At 53.6% G+C, this 20,501-nt stretch carries 15 protein-coding genes and 1 pseudogene; 5 read left to right on the plus strand and 11 right to left on the minus strand.

The window, feature by feature from the left end; all coding sequences use genetic code 11:
* Positions 1–53: 53 nt before the first annotated feature.
* The 9 genes from ACSZPU_RS01945 to pdhR all read right to left on the minus strand — a co-directional run bounded on the left by ACSZPU_RS01945 (position 54) and on the right by pdhR (position 12,824).
* Positions 54–626, minus strand: a complete 573-nt coding sequence (locus ACSZPU_RS01945; RefSeq protein ID WP_498994922.1) for an SDR family NAD(P)-dependent oxidoreductase — start codon at positions 624–626, stop codon at positions 54–56.
* Between the two features lie 12 nt (positions 627–638).
* A complete protein-coding gene (locus ACSZPU_RS01950; RefSeq protein WP_498994923.1) occupies positions 639–1,067 on the minus strand; it encodes a GlcG/HbpS family heme-binding protein in 429 nt (142 codons plus the stop codon).
* 232 nt (positions 1,068–1,299) lie between these two features.
* Positions 1,300–3,897 (minus strand): bifunctional aconitate hydratase 2/2-methylisocitrate dehydratase, encoded by a 2,598-nt coding sequence (gene acnB, locus ACSZPU_RS01955; RefSeq protein WP_498994924.1) that lies wholly within the window; start codon positions 3,895–3,897, stop codon positions 1,300–1,302.
* Between the two features lie 271 nt (positions 3,898–4,168).
* Positions 4,169–5,017 (minus strand): hypothetical protein, encoded by an 849-nt coding sequence (locus ACSZPU_RS01960; RefSeq protein WP_498994926.1) that lies wholly within the window; start codon positions 5,015–5,017, stop codon positions 4,169–4,171.
* Complete coding sequence (locus tag ACSZPU_RS01965) at positions 4,989–5,420, minus strand: hypothetical protein (protein WP_498994928.1); 432 nt, start codon at positions 5,418–5,420, stop codon at positions 4,989–4,991. Before ACSZPU_RS01965 ends, ACSZPU_RS01960 begins: the two co-directional genes overlap by 29 nt.
* 155 nt (positions 5,421–5,575) lie before the next feature.
* The gene (gene lpdA / locus ACSZPU_RS01970) at positions 5,576–7,000 is read right to left on the minus strand and encodes a dihydrolipoyl dehydrogenase (RefSeq protein ID WP_047373395.1); all 1,425 of its coding nucleotides are present in this window, start codon (positions 6,998–7,000) and stop codon (positions 5,576–5,578) included.
* 201 nt (positions 7,001–7,201) lie between these two features.
* A complete protein-coding gene (gene aceF / locus ACSZPU_RS01975) occupies positions 7,202–9,091 on the minus strand; it encodes a pyruvate dehydrogenase complex dihydrolipoyllysine-residue acetyltransferase (RefSeq protein WP_498994931.1) in 1,890 nt (629 codons plus the stop codon).
* 14 nt (positions 9,092–9,105) lie between these two features.
* On the minus strand, positions 9,106–11,769 hold the full coding sequence (gene aceE, locus ACSZPU_RS01980) for a pyruvate dehydrogenase (acetyl-transferring), homodimeric type (RefSeq protein ID WP_498994933.1): 2,664 nt from the start codon (positions 11,767–11,769) through the stop codon (positions 9,106–9,108).
* A 290-nt stretch (positions 11,770–12,059) separates the two neighbouring features.
* Positions 12,060–12,824, minus strand: coding sequence for a pyruvate dehydrogenase complex transcriptional repressor PdhR (gene pdhR / locus ACSZPU_RS01985; RefSeq protein ID WP_039078390.1), 765 nt, complete (start codon positions 12,822–12,824; stop codon positions 12,060–12,062).
* A gap of 535 nt (positions 12,825–13,359) precedes the next feature.
* Here pdhR and aroP point away from each other — a divergent pair.
* The 3 genes and pseudogenes from aroP to ACSZPU_RS02000 all read left to right on the plus strand — a co-directional run bounded on the left by aroP (position 13,360) and on the right by ACSZPU_RS02000 (position 17,357).
* Positions 13,360–14,730 (plus strand): aromatic amino acid transporter AroP, encoded by a 1,371-nt coding sequence (aroP, locus tag ACSZPU_RS01990; protein ID WP_498994935.1) that lies wholly within the window; start codon positions 13,360–13,362, stop codon positions 14,728–14,730.
* 170 nt (positions 14,731–14,900) lie between these two features.
* Positions 14,901–16,410: pseudogene (locus ACSZPU_RS01995) on the plus strand (glycoside-pentoside-hexuronide (GPH):cation symporter).
* A complete protein-coding gene (locus tag ACSZPU_RS02000; RefSeq protein ID WP_498994997.1) occupies positions 16,407–17,357 on the plus strand; it encodes a glycoside hydrolase family 43 protein in 951 nt (316 codons plus the stop codon). The pseudogene ACSZPU_RS01995 and the gene ACSZPU_RS02000 overlap by 4 nt, the downstream one beginning before the upstream one ends.
* 16 nt (positions 17,358–17,373) lie before the next feature.
* Here the strand turns inward: ACSZPU_RS02000 and ampE are convergent, their stop codons facing one another.
* Positions 17,374–18,228, minus strand: coding sequence for a beta-lactamase regulator AmpE (ampE, locus tag ACSZPU_RS02005; protein ID WP_498994937.1), 855 nt, complete (start codon positions 18,226–18,228; stop codon positions 17,374–17,376).
* Positions 18,225–18,788, minus strand: a complete 564-nt coding sequence (gene ampD, locus ACSZPU_RS02010; RefSeq protein WP_498994939.1) for a 1,6-anhydro-N-acetylmuramyl-L-alanine amidase AmpD — start codon at positions 18,786–18,788, stop codon at positions 18,225–18,227. Before ampD ends, ampE begins: the two co-directional genes overlap by 4 nt.
* A gap of 142 nt (positions 18,789–18,930) precedes the next feature.
* Here ampD and nadC point away from each other — a divergent pair, with 142 nt between their 5' ends.
* Positions 18,931–19,824 carry a carboxylating nicotinate-nucleotide diphosphorylase gene (gene nadC, locus ACSZPU_RS02015; RefSeq protein ID WP_498994941.1) on the plus strand — a complete coding sequence of 298 codons (894 nt, stop codon included), beginning with the start codon at positions 18,931–18,933 and terminating at the stop codon, positions 19,822–19,824.
* A gap of 237 nt (positions 19,825–20,061) precedes the next feature.
* Positions 20,062–20,499, plus strand: coding sequence for a prepilin peptidase-dependent pilin (gene ppdD, locus ACSZPU_RS02020; RefSeq protein WP_498994944.1), 438 nt, complete (start codon positions 20,062–20,064; stop codon positions 20,497–20,499).
* The last annotated feature ends 2 nt before the right edge of the window (positions 20,500–20,501 follow it).

The raw sequence follows: 20,501 nt of genomic DNA on the forward strand, positions 1-20,501 counted from the left end.
TTTTATTATCGAGTTCGGTGACCGCCTGGACGGTCACTTCTGAGAAAAGGCATTTACACAGAATCGTGTACAGGGTCAACGGGGTGACTGTCCAGGTGGGTGATACCGCATTGACGCGGCGCACCGATGCCATCTCGACGGCCAAACCCTTCCACCAGCGCATTAATGCCCAAATTCCCCACGTAGCTGGCGTAGGCATCCTGAGCTCGTCCTCCGGTGCCGGAGGTGTAAATCAGGCTGCCGCCAGGGTTCAGCTTTGTGGCTGCCAGCTGGCCGATTTTTACGTTGGTGAAGAATTTTGACTCGATGACGTGGCGGATCACCTCCATCGAGGCACTTAAAAACCCGCCACCCATTACATCGCCAATCATCGAGACCACATGATCCAGCGCCGGGAGTGCGGCAAATGTCCGCTCAAGCGCCGCATGATCATGAGCATCGACGATAACCGTGTCGACGCGGGCACCCTGTGCCTGCAAGCGCAACGTTGCCTCATCCAGGCGCTGTGGGCTACGACCCAGAAGGATCAGCTGTGCGCCTTCTGCCGCTGCTCTTTCCGCCACGCGAAAACCGATACCGGAGCTGCCGCCAATAATCGCGACCTTACGATCCGTTAACTCTGACATATGCCCTTCCCCTTATGCCTGTTCCAGACGAGAAGCCAGTGTCGAAATCTCATTGTCTTCGTCACCGCTTGCGCCACTCACACCAATAGCACCTGCAACCGCATTATCGACAACCACCGGCACACCGCCCTGCAACGCGGTAATACCCGGCGTCGCCAGGAAGCTGGGGGCCCCCGAATTAATGCAATCTTCGAACACTTTCGAGGGATCACGTAATAGCGCGGCGGTACGGGCTTTTTCAATGGCGGTTTGCACCGTCACGCCCGAGGCATTATCGTCGCGCTCGAAGGCAATTAACGCGCCGTGGGTATCCACAACCGCGACGCTCACCGCACGCTGTTTGCGTCGGGCCTGCGCCATGGCGTTGTTGATGAGCTGGCGTGCAGCATACAGCGTAAGTTGTGGACGCAATGTCACCAGTGCATGGTCATTTCCCGGCATAGCATGTTCTCCCGATCGGTTTTTCGGCGTAAGCAAACCCGCGCGCCATAAGGATGGAGCGTCAAAGATTGACTGAGTGAATACATTCGATGCTATGAGTTTTGGAAATGTCAGTAATAGACATTTGGTGCGCTTAAAAAATAAAAGGGAGAGCCGAAGCTCTCCCTTTTAGCGGGGTGCGGTCTGATGCCCTCACCCCCAGCCCCTCTCCCACAGGGAGAGGGTGTGGCATTTATACTGCCGTCTGGAAAATCACGCCGTCAGCTTTATCCGTATACTGATTCAGCTGATCGAAGTTCAGATAACGATAGGTATCCACCGCCGTCTTATCAACCTGAGCAATAAAGGTCTGGTACTCTTCCGGCGTCGGCAGTTTGCCGAGCAGAGAAGCCACTGCCGCCAGCTCTGCAGACGCCAGATAGACGTTTGCGCCGGTGCCTAAACGGTTCGGGAAGTTACGGGTTGAGGTGGACACCACCGTCGCACCGTCGGCAACACGCGCTTGGTTACCCATACACAGGGAGCAGCCCGGGATCTCGATACGCGCACCGCTCTTACCAAACACGCTGTAGTAGCCTTCTTCGGTCAACTGCGCGGCATCCATACGGGTCGGCGGCGCAACCCACAGGCGGGTCGGCAGCTGGCCTTTGTGGGCATCCAGCAGTTTACCGGCGGCACGGAAGTGGCCGATGTTGGTCATGCAGGAACCGATGAAGACTTCATCGATCTGCGCGCCCTGAACATCAGACAGCAGACGAGCATCATCCGGATCGTTCGGCGCACACAGGATAGGCTCTTTAATTTCCGCCAGATCGATGTTGATCACCGCGGCGTATTCTGCATCTGCGTCAGCTTCCAACAGCTGCGGATCTGCCAGCCAATTTTCCATGCCCTGAACGCGACGTTCCAGGGTGCGACGATCGCCGTAACCTTCCGCAATCATCCATTTCAACAGGACAATGTTGGAGTTCAGGTACTCGATAATCGGATCTTTGTTCAGCTTGATGGTACAGCCGGCAGCAGAACGCTCGGCAGACGCATCGGTCAGCTCGAATGCCTGTTCAACTTTCAGGTCCGGCAGACCTTCGATTTCCAGGATGCGGCCAGAGAAGATGTTTTTCTTACCTTTCTTCTCAACGGTCAGCAGACCTTGTTTGATGGCATACAACGGAATCGCATGTACGAGGTCACGCAAGGTGATACCCGGCTGCATTTCGCCTTTAAAGCGCACCAGTACAGATTCAGGCATATCCAGCGGCATCACGCCGGTCGCCGCAGCAAACGCCACGAGGCCGGAACCTGCCGGGAAGGAGATCCCGATCGGGAAACGGGTGTGGGAGTCACCACCGGTACCCACGGTATCCGGCAGCAGCATACGGTTCAGCCAGGAGTGGATAACACCGTCACCCGGACGCAGGGAAACACCGCCACGGTTCATGATGAAGTCAGGCAGCGTGTGGTGAGTGGTCACATCAACCGGCTTCGGATACGCCGCAGTGTGGCAGAAAGACTGCATCACCAGGTCAGCAGAGAAGCCCAGACACGCCAGGTCTTTCAGCTCATCACGGGTCATCGGACCGGTGGTGTCCTGGGAGCCAACTGACGCCATTTTCGGTTCGCAATAGGCACCCGGACGGATACCTTTCACGCCACAGGCGCGACCGACCATTTTCTGTGCCAGCGAGTAGCCGCGGCTGCTTTCCGCCACGTCTTTCGCCTGACGGAACACATCGCTGTGCGGCAGACCCAGCGCTTCACGCGCTTTGGTGGTCAGGCCACGGCCGATAATCAGCGGAATACGGCCACCGGCACGGACTTCGTCGATCAGCACATCGGTTTTCAGCTCGAAGCTCGCCAACAATTCGTTGGTTTCGTGGTTACGCACTTCACCTTTGAACGGGTAAACGTCAATCACGTCACCCATATTCAGGTCATTGACGTCCACTTCGATCGGCAGTGCGCCCGCATCTTCCATGGTGTTGAAGAAGATAGGTGCAATTTTGCCACCGAGGCACAGGCCGCCACCGCGCTTGTTCGGCACATGAGGGATATCATCACCCATGAACCACAGCACGGAGTTGGTTGCGGATTTACGTGAAGAACCGGTACCCACAACGTCGCCAACGTAGGCCAGAGGGAAACCTTTCTGTTGCAGGGCTTCGATCTGTTTGATTGGGCCAACGGCACCCGGTTGATCCGGCTCAATCCCTTCACGGGCGTTTTTCAACATCGCAAGGGCGTGCAGCGGGATATCTGGACGCGACCAGGCATCCGGTGCCGGAGACAGGTCATCGGTGTTGGTTTCACCGGTGACTTTGAAGACGGTAACGGTAATTTTATCAGCAAGCTGAGGACGGCTCAGGAACCACTCGGCTTCCGCCCAGGATCTCATGACCTGCTGCGCGTACGCGTTGCTCGCTTTTGCTTTTTCTTCTACGTCGTAGAAGTTATCGAACATCAGCAAGGTGTGGGAAAGCGCTTTAGCGGCAATCGGAGCCAGCTTGTCATTATCCAGCGCATCGATCAGCGGATGAATGTTGTAACCACCCTGCATGGTACCGAGCAATTCAATTGCTTTTTCTGGGGTAACCAGCGGAGAAGTCGCTTCACCTTTGGCAATCGCAGCAAGGAAGCCCGCTTTAACATAGGCCGCTTCATCAACGCCTGGCGGTACACGGTTGGTCAGGAGGTCTAACAGGAAATCTTCTTCGCCAGCAGGCGGGTTTTTCAGCAGCTCAACAAGTGCTGCCATCTGGGTTGCATCTAGCGGTTTTGGCGCAATTCCCTCAGCGGCACGTTCGGCTACGTGCTTACGGTATTCTACTAGCACGACGGTTCTCCTCGCTCTCATTGTCATAGTGCGGCAGGCGATTCTCTTCACGCTCCTGTGAGACAGCAGTTTGTAGGGTAAATCCGCAATACCGCAACGGGCAGGATAACAGGATTTTTAGGGGGTGTTAATCTGTTTACAAAAAAGCAACATTAAAAATTAGCTGAATCGTTAAGGGCAGAATAAAGCAGAGGAAATCGTGATTTTAAAGCACAGAAAAAACGGTAGAAACCATGGAATACGGCCCCGCAGGGCCGTATCAGAAGAAATGTTACTTATCGCTTAACATGTTTAGCGTGTTGTCACGCTCATATCTTTCCGGCGTGATGGTCTTGTCCACCAGTTCGCCCAGAACGTACTTGCGTACTGTCTCAACGTTATTCACCTGCATATGATTACCGATACTGCCAAGGTAGCCTTTCGCATTGTAGTTAAAGGTGGTGGTGTTGGTTTCTTCATTATCCACAGTATGATACTGATAATTGTGTGAATTCTTGCTCGAGTTAAGTGCCAGCGGCGTGGCGGCATCCAGCGCCTGGTACCAGGATGCGGTCAGGTGCGTATGCACCGTCTGCTTCACGCTCAGGGAGCCATCTTGTGCGGTGCTCTCCTGCGTGGATTGCGAGGCCTGGTAGGCGAAGCTCTCTTTCTCGTCCGTACGATACGGGTTGATGGCTTTCTCGGTTTCCGTCAGTGACAAAGAGAAATCGCTCAGACCACGGATCTGTACCTTACCGTCGCCACCCATCTGGATAACGCCCGAAGAACTCGCCTTGCTGTTCTCTTTCGTCTGCGTCTTGTTCAACGCATGGAAAGCGGATTTAAGCATCGCCATCTGATCGCTGTCGCCGTGACCGTCGCGACGCGCTTTATCAAATTTGCTATCCCAGGCGTTTAGCGCCGCCTGCTGCTCGGCCGCATTTCCCACTAGGGAAGGATTAGACGTATCGCTGGTCATTTTCAGCGAGAAGTCATTATCCTGATACGCAATCCAACGCTCACTGCCATCTGCATGGAAGTTGAGAGATTGCTGAGACAGATCGCCCATGCGCAGATCGGTTTTCAGGTCGACGGATTTGATCTGGGAGCTATCAAACTGGGTCAGGCCGGAAACGTCCATTTTCGGCGGATTTGGTCGCGAAACTCGAGTTGATATCCAGTCCAAGACTGGTCAGCGCCTGGCTAACATCGCCCTGGTTATCGGCGTAGTTGCTGAGGAGTAAACCTCCCAGCCCACTCAGCGAGGATACACCTTCACTGCTCTGTCCCAGCTGCATCAACCCCGACAGCGCACTGTCCGCCTGCGTTGACGCTTTTGCTGCATCGCTAATCTTAGTGGGTGACATGGAGTACACGGCGGCAATTTCTGCCGTCTGGCTGCCGAACATCACTTTCGCGGATGCAGATGCTGCGGCAGGCAATGCCGTGCTGTTAGATTTTACTGTCGGTGAGGAGTTGCCGACAGAAGACGTCAGGTTTGACAATGTGGTCAGGAACGTCTTGTGGTTGATCCCAGTAATCATGACGATGAAACTCCCTCTCTCATCGATAAGGTTTGGAGTATATACATCGGCAGATCGCTGGCGAAATTTATACCAAAAATGGAGAGATTGTGAATTTTTCACAAAAAAGGGGGCAAAAAAAACGCCTCCGGGGAGGCGTTTAGCAGTCAGCGAACTTATTTTTTCTTCGCTTTCGGGTTCGGCAGGTCGGTAATGCTACCTTCGAACACTTCGGCTGCCAGGCCAACAGACTCATGCAGAGTCGGGTGAGCGTGGATGGTCAGCGCGATGTCTTCTGCGTCACAACCCATTTCGATCGCCAGACCGATTTCACCCAACAGCTCGCCGCCGTTGGTACCGACAATCGCACCACCGATAACGCGGTGAGTTTCTTTGTCGAAAATCAGTTTGGTCATGCCGTCTGCGCAGTCAGAAGCGATAGCACGGCCAGAAGCAGCCCACGGGAAGGTGGCGGTTTCGTAGCTGATACCTTTCTCTTTCGCTTCTTTCTCAGTCAGACCAACCCATGCAACTTCTGGCTCGGTATACGCGATGGACGGGATAACTTTCGGATCGAAGTAGTGTTTTTTGCCGGCGATAACTTCGGCAGCAACGTGGCCTTCGTGAACACCTTTGTGCGCCAGCATCGGCTGACCGACGATATCGCCGATAGCATAGATGTGCGGTACGTTGGTGCGCAGCTGTTTGTCAACGCGGATAAAGCCACGTTCGTCAACCTCAACGCCCGCCTGACCTGCGTCCAACAGTTTGCCGTTCGGTACACGACCGATAGCGACCAGGACCGCATCATAACGCTGTGCTTCGGCAGGCGCTTTTTTGCCTTCCATGGAAACGTAAATACCGTCTTCTTTCGCTTCAACGGCAGTCACTTTGGTTTCCAGCATCAGGTTGAATTTCTGGCTGATGCGTTTGGTGAAGACTTTAACGATGTCTTTATCGGCAGCCGGGATAACCTGGTCGAACATTTCAACCACGTCAATCTCTGAACCCAGCGCATGGTAAACGGTACCCATTTCCAGACCGATGATACCGCCACCCATAACCAGCAGGCGTTTAGGAACGGTTTTCAGTTCCAGTGCGTCGGTGGAGTCCCACACACGCGGATCTTCATGCGGAATGAACGGCAGTTCGATCGGACGGGAACCCGCCGCGATGATTGCGTTGTCGAAGTTGATCACGGTTTTGCCGTTTTCGCCTTCTACTTCCAGAGTGTTCGCACCGGTAAATTTACCCAGACCGTTAACCACTTTCACTTTACGGCCTTTGGCCATACCCGCCAGACCACCGGTCAGCTGAGTGATAACTTTTTCTTTCCAGGTACGGATTTTATCGATATCAGTCTGCGGCTCACCAAATACGATACCGTGAGTCGCCAGCGCTTTCGCTTCTTCAATCACTTTTGCTACGTGCAGCAGCGCTTTAGAAGGGATACAGCCGACGTTCAGACAAACACCACCAAGGGTGTTGTAACGTTCTACGATGACGGTTTCCAGACCTAAATCAGCGCAACGGAATGCAGCAGAGTAACCTGCGGGGCCTGCCCCAAGTACCACGACCTGAGTTTTGATTTCAGTACTCATCATGACCTCTTAAATAATTTCCGGCGATCCAGGGTACTTGTCGCCCATCCTCAACCGGGACGTTCTATCCGCTCGCATTTTACAAAACTGTTAACAATTTTGAAACAACAAACGGCAAACGAATTATCCTTAACATCTAATAACCTCAAATACATGAATGAGATTATCAGAAAAAAGCCGGCCGTCAGGCCGGCTTTTCGATTACATCACCAGGCGGCGGATGTCAGACAGCATGTTGTTGATGATGGTAATGAAGCGCGCACCATCAGCACCGTCAATCACGCGGTGGTCGAAGGACAGAGAGATCGGCATCATCAGACGCGGAGTGAACTCTTTGCCATTCCAGACCGGTTCCATCGCAGACTTGGAGACACCCAGGATAGCCACTTCCGGCGCGTTAACAATCGGGGCGAAGTGGGTAGTACCCAGGCCACCGATGCTGGAGATGGTGAAGCAACCGCCCTGCATTTCGCCAGCAGTCAGCTTGCCATCGCGCGCTTTCTTGGAGATCACGGTCAGCTCACGAGACAGCTCAGTGATGCTTTTCTTGTTCACGTCTTTAAAGACCGGAACAACCAGACCGTTCGGGGTATCAACTGCAACACCGATGTTGATGTATTTTTTCAGGGTCAGACGCTGAGCATCTTCGGAAAGAGAGCTGTTGAAGCGCGGCATCTGTTCCAGAGCGGCAGCAACGGCTTTCATGATGAAGACCACTGGGGTGAATTTCACGTCCAGTTTACGTTTCTCAGCTTCGGCGTTCTGCTGTTTACGGAACGCTTCCAGATCGGTGATATCGGTTTTGTCGAAGTGGGTAACGTGCGGGATCATCACCCAGTTACGGCTCAGGTTAGCACCAGAGATTTTCTGGATACGGCCCAGTTCCACTTCTTCGATTTCACCAAACTTGCTGAAGTCGACTTTCGGCCAAGGCAGCATGCCCGGGATACCGCCACCGGTTGCAGCGCCTGCAGCAGGTGCAGATTCAGCGCGTTTGATAGCGTCTTTCACGTAAGCCTGAACGTCTTCGCGCAGGATACGACCTTTACGGCCAGTCCCTTTCACTTTCGCCAGGTTTACACCGAATTCGCGAGACAGACGGCGAATCAGCGGGGTGGCGTGGACGTAAGCGTCGTTTTCAGCAAACTCAGATTTGCCTTCAGCTTTAGCAGCAGCCGGTTTAGCAGCCTGAGCGGCCGGAGCCGGAGCAGCGGCGGCAGGTGCAGCAGCCGGAGCCGCAGCAGGCGCAGCGCCTTCTACTTCGAAGACCATGATCAGGGAGCCAGTGGACACTTTGTCACCGGTGCTGATTTTGATCTCTTTAACGGTACCTGCGAACGGCGCCGGAACTTCCATGGAAGCTTTGTCGCCTTCTACGGTGATCAGTGACTGTTCAGCGGCAACTTTATCGCCCACTTTCACCATCACTTCGGTCACTTCAACTTCGTCACCGCCGATATCCGGTACGTTAACGTCTTTCGGACCAGCGGCCGCAGCCGGAGCAGCAGTTGCCGGAGCCGCCGCCTGTGCTGGCGCAGCAGCAGGTGCAGCACCCGCCACTTCGAAGACCATGATCAGGGAGCCAGTAGACACTTTGTCACCGGTGCTGATTTTGATCTCTTTCACGACGCCCGCGAACGGAGCCGGAACTTCCATAGAGGCTTTGTCGCCTTCTACGGTGATCAGAGATTGCTCAGCGGCAACGGTGTCGCCCACTTTAACCATGATTTCAGTGACTTCTACTTCGTCGCCACCGATGTCAGGTACGTTAACGTCTTTTGCCGCTGCCGCAGCAGGTGCTGCTGCCGGAGCCGCTTCTTTCTTCTCTTCTGCCTTGGCAGGTGCAGCTGCTGCACCGTCGGCGGAATCGAAAATCATGATCAGTTTGCCAGTCTCGGTTTTGTCGCCAACATATACTTTGATCTCTTTAACAACGCCAGCCTGCGGAGACGGGACTTCCATAGAGGCTTTGTCGCCTTCTACGGTGATCAGCGACTGTTCAGCTTCAACTTTGTCGCCTGGTTTGACCAGGATCTCGGTGATTTCAACTTCATCAGCCCCGATGTCCGGTACATTGATTTCGATAGCCATTATCTCTTTACCTCTTACGCCAGACGCGGGTTAACTTTTTCTGCATCGATGTTGAATTTGGTGATTGCTTCCGCCACCACTTTCTTGTCGATTTCGCCACGTTTAGCCAGTTCGCCCAGTGCTGCTACAACCACATAAGAAGCATCAACTTCGAAGTGGTGACGCAGGTTTTCACGGCTGTCAGAGCGGCCGAAGCCGTCAGTACCCAGTACGCGATAATCATCAGCCGGTACGTAAGTACGAACCTGCTCTGCGAACAGTTTCATATAGTCAGTAGATGCCACTGCCGGTGCGTCGTTCATCACCTGAGCGATGTACGGAACGCGCGGAGTTTCCATCGGGTGCAACATGTTCCAGCGTTCACAATCCTGGCCATCACGCGCCAGCTCAGTGAAGGAAGTCACGCTATACACATCGGAGCCCACACCGTAGTCTTTCGCCAGGATCTGCGCTGCTTCACGAACGTGACGCAGGATAGAACCGGAGCCCAGCAGCTGAACTTTACCTTTGCTACCTTCAACGGTCTCGAGTTTGTAGATACCTTTACGGATACCTTCCTCGGCACCTGCTGGCATTGCCGGCATGTGGTAGTTTTCGTTCAGGGTGGTGATGTAGTAGTAAATGTTCTCTTGCGCTTCGCCGTACATACGGGTCAGACCGTCATGCATGATGACCGCCACTTCGTACGCGTAAGACGGGTCGTAAGAGATACAGTTCGGGATAGTCAGAGACTGAATGTGGCTGTGACCATCTTCGTGCTGCAGACCTTCACCGTTCAGGGTCGTACGACCGGAAGTACCACCTACCAGGAAGCCGCGAGCCTGTTGGTCGCCTGCCTGCCAGCACAGGTCACCGATACGCTGGAACCCGAACATGGAGTAGTAGATGTAGAACGGGATCATCGGCAGGTTGTTGGTGCTGTAGGAGGTCGCAGCAGCCAGCCAGGATGCGCCGGCACCCAGTTCGTTGATACCTTCCTGCAGGATCTGACCTTTTTCGTCTTCTTTATAGTAAGCAACCTGCTCACGGTCCTGCGGGGTGTACTGCTGGCCGTTCGGGCTGTAGATACCGATCTGACGGAACAGACCTTCCATACCGAAGGTACGCGCTTCGTCAGCGATGATCGGCACCAGACGATCTTTGATCGACGGGTTTTTCAGCATCACGTTCAGGGCACGAACGAAAGCGATAGTGGTAGAGATCTCTTTGTTCTGCTCTTCCAGCAGCTGAGAGAAATCTTCCAGCGTAGGCAGTTCCAGTTTCTCGGAGAATTTCGGCTGACGAGCTGGCAGGTAGCCTTTCAGCGCCTGACGACGTTCGTGCAGGTACTTGTGCTCTTCGGTGCCTTCCGGGAAGGTCAGGTAAGACAGTTTTTCAACTTGCTCGTCGGTTACCGGAACATTGAAGCGGTCACGGATATAACGCACGCCGTCCATGTTCATTTTCTTAACCTGGTGAGCGATGTTTTTACCTTCGGCGGTGTCACCCATGCCATAACCTTTAATGGTTTGAGCAAGAATTACAGTTGCTTTGCCTTTGGTTTCCTGCGCTTTTTTCAGTGCAGCGTAGACTTTCTTCGGATCGTGACCACCACGGTTCAGGGCCCAGATCTGCTCGTCAGTCCAGTCAGCAACCAGTGCAGCGGTCTCAGGGTATTTACCGAAGAAGTGATCGCGCACGTATTTGCCGTCTTTGGATTTGAAGGTCTGATAGTCGCCGTCAACGGTTTCGTTCATCAGCTGGATCAGTTTGCCGCTGGTGTCTTTACGCAGCAGCTCATCCCAACGACCGCCCCACATGACTTTAATCACGTTCCAGCCAGCACCGCTAAAGATGCCTTCCAGTTCGTTGATGATCTTGCCGTTACCGGTTACCGGACCATCCAGACGCTGCAGGTTACAGTTGATGATGAAGCACAGGTTGTCCAGTTTCTCACGGGTCGCGATAGTGATCGCACCTTTAGATTCCGGCTCATCCATTTCACCGTCGCCCAGGAAGGCGTAAACGGTCTGCTCAGAGGTATCTTTCAGGCCGCGGTGTTCCAGATATTTCAGGAATTTAGCCTGGTAGATTGCACCGATTGGGCCCAGACCCATGGATACGGTCGGGAACTGCCAGAATTCCGGCATCAGTTTCGGGTGCGGGTAGGAAGACAGGCCTTTGCCATGAACTTCCTGACGGAAGTTGTTCATCTGCTCTTCAGTCAGACGACCTTCCAGGAATGCACGTGCATAGATGCCCGGAGAGATGTGGCCCTGGAAGTACACCAGATCGCCGCCGTCTTTCTCGTTGGCTGCACGGAAGAAGTGGTTGAAGCACACTTCGTAGACAGTTGCAGAAGACTGGAAGGAAGCCATGTGGCCACCCAGTTCCAGATCTTTCTTGGAAGCACGCAGGACCGTCATGATGGCGTTCCAGCGAATTGCCGAGCGAATACGACGTTCCAGCTCCAGATTACCCGGGTATTCCGGTTCATCTTCAACGGCAATAGTGTTGACATAGTTGCTAGCTCCGGTACCAGCCGCAACTTTCACGCCGCCTTTGCGGGCTTCTGAAAGGAGCTGGTCAATCAGATACTGAGCACGCTCAACACCTTCTTCACGGATTACCGATTCGATCGCCTGTAGCCAGTCGCGAGTTTCAATCGGATCCACGTCATTTTGGAAACGTTCTGACATGGGGGGTATTCCTTATCTATCTCTATAATACGTTGATTTAGCTGGAACCTGTCCCATTGCACTCTTTTTTCTTCCTGGTTCAGGTTGTCTCTTTGTTGGCTTCGCTTCCTCATTCCAGTTACATAGTTCACTATGCTCCTGGAGATTCGCGCGCTTGCCGCCGCGATACAATCTGAACTATCTCGAAAAACTAAAAGCACAATAAGACAGGTTCTGCGTTTAGTTGCCGCGCTCTAAATATTTGGCGCTCTGGGTTACAACTCTTCCGGCACAAACTCCGCCAGAAAATGCTAATTCTTTCTCTGTTCCAGCCGACGGAGCGAGCGTTCACGACGGCTCTGCTCACGGCTGCGGTCCAGCAAGATCTCTTCGATAAAGGCCAGGTGGCGATGCGAGGCTTCACGCGCCTCTTCCGGCTCGCCCGCCATAATGGCTGCGAAGATACTGCTGCGATGCTTACTCACCAGCGGCAGCATCTCGCGGCGCGCGTAGAGCAATTCGAAGTTTTCACGAACATTCTGTGCCAACATGGGTTCCATGCAGCGTAGCAAATGCAGTAACACCACATTATGCGCCGCTTCGGTTACAGCGATTTGATATTGCACGACGGCATTAGATTCCGCGTCGAGGTCGCCGGATTGCTGCGCCAGCTCAATGGCCTGATGCAGCTCGCCAATACGAACCTTGTCTTCGTCCGTGCTGCGCAATGCGGCGTAATAAGCGGCAATGCCTTCCAGCGCGTGACGCGTCTCGAGCAAGTCAAACTGGGATTCGGGATGATCGGAGAGCAATTCAACCAGCGGATCGCTGAAGCTCTGCCAGAGGCTGCTTTGAACAAACGTACCGCCACCCTGGCGACGCAGCAGGAGCCCTTTCGCTTCGAGGCGCTGAATGGCCTCACGCAGTGAAGGACGTGAAACGTCGAACTGTTTGGCCAGTTCGCGTTCTGGAGGCAATTTTTCACCGGGGCGCAGAGTCCCCTCAAGAATCAAAAACTCCAGTTGCTGCTCAATCACATCGGATAGTTTTGGCTGGCGGATTTTGCTGTAGGCCATTGTTCCCTGTCTCTACCATTCGCCCGGAGTAAATTGGTCTTACCAATTTCATATTCGTGACGCTAAAGTAACAAAGTATTCACCTTATGTCCATACAGGTTTTGATTGAAATCAGGAAACCATGCGCATTTTAACAACGTTACAGAAATAACGTTTCAAACATGTAACCTTGCACAAATTTATCCTTTACTACTAAAGAGGCAATTTTAACGTTATTGAAACGACATCGCAGGCATTTGAAGCGATTCAGTATGAATAAAACTGCATACTTACGCCAAATTAATGAATAAAAACACAATAAAGCAAAAAGAAACCAGAAATGAGGCGATTTACAAATGGTTTCTTTTTATGCAAGTCGTCATCTGCCTTTAACAAAGCAGGTGCAAACGCCTGCGCTTACCACTATTCTGAGCTTCACGAAAGGGATGGGTGCAAATTCACGTCAGCATTTCGTAAATAAAAAAAATACAATAAATGGAATTTCTCGCTTACACGCAGACAACAGCGTAGACATAATAACCACACACGAGGTTTCATGATGGAAGGTCAACAGCACGGCGATCAGCTTAAGCGCGGCCTTAAGAACCGCCATATTCAGCTTATCGCGCTGGGCGGCGCTATCGGGACTGGCCTGTTTCTGGGCAGCGCTTCAGTCATCAATTCCGCAGGGCCAGGCATTATTCTGGGTTATGCCATTGCAGGTTTCATTGCCTTTCTGATTATGCGTCAGCTGGGCGAAATGGTCGTTGAAGAGCCTGTCGCAGGCTCATTCAGCCACTTTGCGTACAAATACTGGGGTAACTTCGCAGGCTTCGCCTCCGGCTGGAACTACTGGGTGCTGTACGTGCTGGTTGCGATGGCGGAACTGACCGCCGTCGGTAAATATATCCAGTTCTGGTGGCCAGAAATCCCAACCTGGGTATCCGCAGCCGTCTTCTTTATTGCTATCAACGCCATTAACCTGACCAACGTAAAAGTGTTTGGGGAAATGGAGTTCTGGTTCGCCATTATCAAAGTGGTTGCCGTTGTGGCGATGATCCTGTTCGGCGGCTGGCTGCTGTTCAGTGGCAGTGCAGGCCCGCAGGCGACCGTGCGTAACCTGTGGGAACAAGGCGGGTTCTTGCCACACGGTATCTCGGGCCTGGTAATGATGATGGCTATCATCATGTTCTCCTTCGGTGGCCTTGAGCTGGTAGGGATTACGGCAGCAGAAGCGGATAACCCGGAGCTGAGCATTCCGAAAGCCACTAACCAGGTTATTTACCGCATCCTGATTTTCTATGTGGGTTCACTGGCCGTGCTGCTGTCACTGCTGCCGTGGACACGCGTTACCGCTGATACCAGCCCGTTCGTCCTGATTTTCCATGAACTCGGCGATACGTTCGTAGCGAATGCACTGAACGTCGTGGTACTGACTGCCGCACTGTCGGTGTACAACAGCTGCGTATACTGCAACAGCCGTATGCTGTTCGGTCTGGCTCAGCAGGGCAACGCACCAAAAGCGCTGCTCTCGGTGGACAAACGCGGTGTGCCGGTTAACACCATTCTGGTTTCGGCGCTGGTTACCGCACTGTGTGTCGTCATTAACTATTTCGCACCGGCGTCTGCGTTTGGTCTGCTGATGGCACTGGTGGTCTCCGCACTGGTCATCAACTGGGCGATGATTAGCCTGGCGCATATGAAGTTCCGCAAGGCAAAACAACAGCAAGGCGTAACACCGCGTTTCCCGGCACTGTTCTATCCGCTGGGTAACTGGATCTGCCTGGTCTTCATGGCCGCTGTGCTGGTCATTATGCTGATGACTGACGGTATGGCGATCTCCGTGTACCTGATCCCGGTATGGCTGGTCATCCTGGGTGTCGGCTACATGTTCAAACAGAAAAGCGCGAAACCGGTGAAAGCCTGAGTTGCCTCTCCCTCCCTCTCCCGCCCGGGAGAGGGTTGTTACTCTGATGTTAACTTCCTCACACTTTCCTTTACATAGCCAATTTGTCCATGTCTCTGCCCACATCCTGTAACGCAAATTATGTGTAGCAGGCGAATAATTATTCCCACAACTCACTGGGAGTATCGCCAATGGACAACAGTAAACTGTCTGTTAAAGAGAAAATCGGCTATGGCATGGGCGACGCCGGATGCAACATCATCTTTGGCGCCATCATGCTGTTTGTTAACTACTTTTATACGGATATTTTTGGTCTGGCGCCTGCTCTGGTGGGCGTGCTATTGCTTTCGATTCGCGTGATAGACGCCGTCACCGACCCGATCATGGGCGCGATTGCCGACCGCACTCAAAGCAAGTACGGGCGCTTTCGTCCATGGCTGTTGTGGATAGCCTTACCCTATGCCGTATTCAGCGTGCTGATGTTCACCACGCCGGACTGGACCTACAATAGCAAAGTTATCTATGCCTTCATTACCTACTTCCTGCTCTCGCTGACCTACACAGCCATCAACATTCCCTACTGCTCGCTGGGTGGCGTTATTACTAACGATCCAAAAGAACGTGTCGCCTGTCAGTCCTACCGTTTCGTGATGGTCGGGATTGCCACTCTTCTGCTGTCGCTGACGTTACTGCCAATGGCCGAGTGGTTCGGCGGTGAAGACAAAGCCAAAGGCTATCAGATGGCGATGACGGTACTGGCGTTTATCGGCATGTGCATGTTCCTGTTCTGCTTTGCCACGGTTCGCGAGCGTATTCGCCCGGCGGTGCCAACCAATGATGACATGAAGAAAGACATGAAGGATGTCTGGAAGAACGACCAGTGGGTGCGCATTTTACTGCTATACCCAGAATACTTCGAGTTGCAGGAGCCAGTGAACCCAAGTCAATCGTAGGGATAGGTTGTTTAAGCACTACCATCCTGCATATTGAAGTTACTTGGGTATAACACTGTGTAACGTCTGCCCGGGCTTTATCCGCATGGCGGCCACCATGTATTACGTAACCTGGGTGATGGGGGAAAGTACCCATTTCGCTACCATCTTTATTAGCCTCGGCGTCGTTGGCATGATGATCGGCAGTATGCTGGCAAAAGTCCTGACCGACCGCTGGTGCAAACTAAAAGTCTTCTTCTGGACCAATATCGCGCTGGCGATTTTCTCCTGCGCCTTCTACTTCTTCGATCCGAAAGCCACCATGACGATTGTGGTGCTCTACTTCCTGCTCAATATCCTGCACCAGATCCCTTCCCCGCTGCACTGGTCGCTGATGGCGGACGTGGACGACTACGGCGAGTGGAAAACCGGCAAGCGCATCACCGGCATCAGTTTCTCCGGTAACCTGTTCTTCCTGAAAGTGGGGCTGGCGGTCGCGGGTGCAATGGTAGGCTTCCTCCTCTCCTGGTACGGTTATGACGCCGGTGCTAAAGCGCAGAGCGCCAGCGCTATCAACGGCATTATGCTGTTGTTCACGATTATTCCGGGCGTGGGATATCTGATTACGGCTGGCGTCGTTCGCCTGCTGAAAGTGGATCGCGAGCTGATGAAAACCATTCAGGCAGATCTGGAAAAACGTCGTGTCAATTACCATGAATTGAGTGACACCCAGGCCGTACCTGCGGGTGAACACGTAAGGAAAGCATAATGGACTGGCCGAATCCGTTTATTGAACAGCGCGCCGACCCGTACATTCTCCATCACCAGGGAATCTACTATTTCGTCGCCTCGGTACCTGAGTATGACCGGCTGGAACTCCGCCGTGCTAATTCCCTTGCGGGTCTGCGCGATGCGAAAGGCGTCACCGTCTGGCGTAAGCCCGAAACCGGGCCGATGAGTGAGCTTATCTGGGCGCCGGAGCTGCACCATATTGACGGGAAATGGTATCTCTACTTTGCCGCGACCTGGACGAAGGCGCTGGATGCGCTAAACATGTTCCAGCATCGGATGTTCGTGCTGGAGTGTGCCGATGCCGATCCCCTCAGCGGGAAGTGGGTCGAAAAAGGCCAGGTCAAAACGCCTTTCGACACCTTCGCACTCGACGCCACCACCTTCGTTCATCAGGGAAAACGCTGGTATCTGTGGGCACAGAAATCCCCGTATATTGCAGGCAACTCAAACCTCTACCTGGCGGAGATGGAGAATCCCTGGACGCTCAAGGGCGAGCCCGTCATGTTGAGTAAACCCGAATTTGACTGGGAGTGTCGGGGCTTTCTGGTCAACGAAGGCCCGGCGGTGCTGTTTCACGGCAACAGGCTGTTTATCAGCTATTCAGCCAGCGCCACGGACGAGAACTACTGCATGGGTCTGCTGTGGATAGATATCGATGCCGACCCACTCACTGCCGCCAACTGGCATAAATCACCGCAGCCGGTGTTCCGAACCAGCTACGAGAACCGGCAATATGGCCCCGGTCATAATAGTTTTACCCAAACCACAGACGGCGAAGATGTGCTGGTCTACCATGCGCGAAACTATACGGAGATTGAAGGCGATCCGCTTTACGATCCAAACCGCCACACTCGCCTCAAGCTTGTTCGCTGGCAAGAAAATGGGATGCCAGACTTCGGCATCCCGCCTGCAGATACGCTGTAAGTATAACGGCACGCGGTTACATCAGCGTGCCGTAAATCGTTAACAGCGCGACCACCACCACCATCACGAACGAGGTCTTTTTAGCCATTGAGACGGCGGCTTTCGGCGTCTCAACTTTATCCATATGCGGCTCCCGGGCCAGCGAGAACTGAGCGAGACGCGTCAGCACATGATATTGCGATGAGTGTCTGTCACTCAGCGAGGCAAACCAGGCCGGCAGCGCTTTCTCGCCATGGCCGATTAACGCATAGACTACGCCCGCCAGACGCGCCGGAATCCAGTCGAGCACGTGCAAAATGGCATCAATGCCTGACTGCTGACGCTCATTCGGGGTCTGATAGCGCGCCAGCCACGACTGCCATGCGCGTAAAAAGCCGTAGCCTGCCAGCGTTACTGGCCCCCATATCCCGCCGACGATAAACCAGAACAACGGTGCCAGATAATAGCGAAAATTGATCCACAAAAGCGCATTTTGCAGTTCACGCAGATACTCACATTCGTTACAACCCGGTGGCACGCCATGGATCAACGTCAGCTCATTCGCCATCGCACTGTGGGCATGGCTGTCATTGCGCGCCGCCGCTTTGAGGTAGGCATGGTAATGCAGACGCACTTTGCCTGCGCCGATACACAAAAGCCCGAGCAAGATCCACACCACCAGCAGCGGCACATTGAAAAATACCCCGCTCAACGCCCGCAGAATCAGGAAGGTCACCAGCATGGTGAGCAACGCCATCAGGAGCGTTCGCAGCATAGAGTAGTGTTTGACCCGGCGGAACAGCACTTCCAGGCGATGATCCAGTTGCCAGTGTTCTCCGAGTTTAAAGAGCCGCTCGGCAATTAGCACCAGCAGCATGGTAAACAGTGTCATGGCATCTCCTTATCTGACTCTCCCGCCACCAGCCCGCGAAATCTTGCCCAGTCAAACGCCGGGCCGGGATCGGTTTTGCGCTCAGGGGCAATATCGCTGTGTCCGGTCATGTTGTTGGCAATCGTGGGATATAACGCGATCAGCGTGTGGGTAACGTTCGCCAGTTGTTGGTACTGGGCATCGGTGTAGGGCTGATTGTCGGTGCCTTCCAGCTCAATACCGATGGAAAAATCATTGCAACGTTCCCGCCCCTGATAACGCGACACCCCAGCATGCCAGGCACGCTTATCAAACGGAACATACTGAACGACTTCGCCGTCGCGACGTATCAGACAATGAGCTGAGACGCGCAGATGGACGATCTCAGCAAAAAAAGGATGGGCATCAGGATCCAGCGTGCCAGTAAACAGCGCATCGATCCACGGTCCGCCAAATTCGCCGGGTGGCAGGCTGATATTGTGGACCACAAGCAACGAAGGCGTTTCATCATCCGGGCGGCAATCGAAATGCGGAGAAGGTACGCGCCGCGCATCCGCCAGCCAGCCCTCATTTAACTGCATGCAGGATCTCCTTAATTATGGTGCTCAAACACGCTCTAGAGTAGCATGTTCAGACGCTGTCCGGTCATTGTATGTTGACGAAACGTGCAATGACAGGACACTGTCTAACTTTCTGATTCGTTACCCTTTTTGGAGTTTTATCATGCCGCCTCGCCGTTACAACCCCGATCTTCGACGTGACGCGCTTTTGCAACGCATTGAACTGGACATCCCCGCTGCCGTCGCGCAGGCCCTGCGCGAAGATCTGGGTGGCGAAGTGGATGCAAATAACGATATTACCGCGCAATTGTTGCCGCCGGATAACCGTTCCCACGCGGTGATCATCACCCGCGAAGACGGCGTATTCTGCGGCAAACGCTGGGTCGAAGAGGTCTTTATTCAGCTGGCTGGTGACGATGTGCACGTCATCTGGCATGTTGCCGATGGCGATATGGTCACGCCAAACCAGCCGTTGTTTGAATTGGAGGGCCCTTCCCGCGTGCTGCTGACCGGGGAACGTACGGCGCTTAACTTCGTGCAAACGCTGTCCGGTGTTGCCAGTGAAGTTCGTCGCTATGTCGCCTTGCTGGACGGAACCAAAACGCAGTTGCTCGATACGCGTAAAACTCTGCCGGGCCTGCGAACCGCACTGAAATATGCAGTACTGTGCGGTGGCGGCGCGAACCACCGTCTGGGACTGTCCGACGCGTTCCTGATTAAAGAAAACCATATCATTGCCGCCGGTTCCGTACGCCAGGCCGTAGAAAAAGCTTTCTGGCTGCATCCTGACGTTCCAGTTGAAGTCGAAGTGGAAACGCTGGAAGAGCTGGATGATGCGCTGAAAGCCGGTGCCGATATCATCATGCTGGACAACTTCGATACGCCGATGATGCGCGAAGCGGTAAAACGCACCAATGGCCAGGCGCGTCTTGAAGTCTCCGGCAACGTCACCTTCGAGACTATCCGTGAATTCGCCGAAACGGGCGTCGATTTCATCTCCGTCGGTGCGTTGACCAAGCATATCCGCGCGCTGGACCTGTCGATGCGTTTTCGCTGATACCCCATAGCCCGATGGTATTTGCCTGTCGGGCTACATTCTTCCTCTCTTTTGTCAGTCAGGTAAAGTCGTTACGCCACCTTTTGCAACGTTCTTCGTAAATCCTCGCAAACCTGTTGTTCAATACTGCAATCAGCTCAATATCCTCTGGAGTCTGATTCCCGTTTCGTTTTTCGCCTCTCGTAGACCACTCCTTATCTTTGCCAGAGTAGCGCCAGCTAACTCAAGGAGCGAACTATGAACAAGCAACGAGGCTTTACCCTTATCGAGCTGATGGTGGTCATTGGCATTATTGCCATTTTGAGCGCGATCGGTATTCCGGCGTATCAAAACTACCTGCGCAAAGCCGCACTCACCGACATGCTGCAAACCTTTGTCCCTTACCGCACAGCCGTTGAACTGTGCGCGCTGGATCATGGCGGTGTCACCGGTTGCGACGGCGGTACTAACGGCATCCCTTCCCCTGCCACCACCCGCTATGTTTCGGCGATGACCATCAGCAAAGGGGTTATTACATTAACCGGGCAGGAAAGTTTAAATGGCCTGAGCGTGGTCATGACGCCGCAATGGAATACCAGCAGCGGAATGTCAGGCTGGACGCGTAACTGCACCGTGGCCGATAGCGGCACGTTGAAACAGGCGTGTGAAGATGTCTTCCGTGGAAACAACAACTAAGG

The sequence above is a fragment of the Phytobacter sp. V69 genome, from assembly GCF_965644215.1.
Classification (GTDB): domain Bacteria; phylum Pseudomonadota; class Gammaproteobacteria; order Enterobacterales; family Enterobacteriaceae; genus Phytobacter.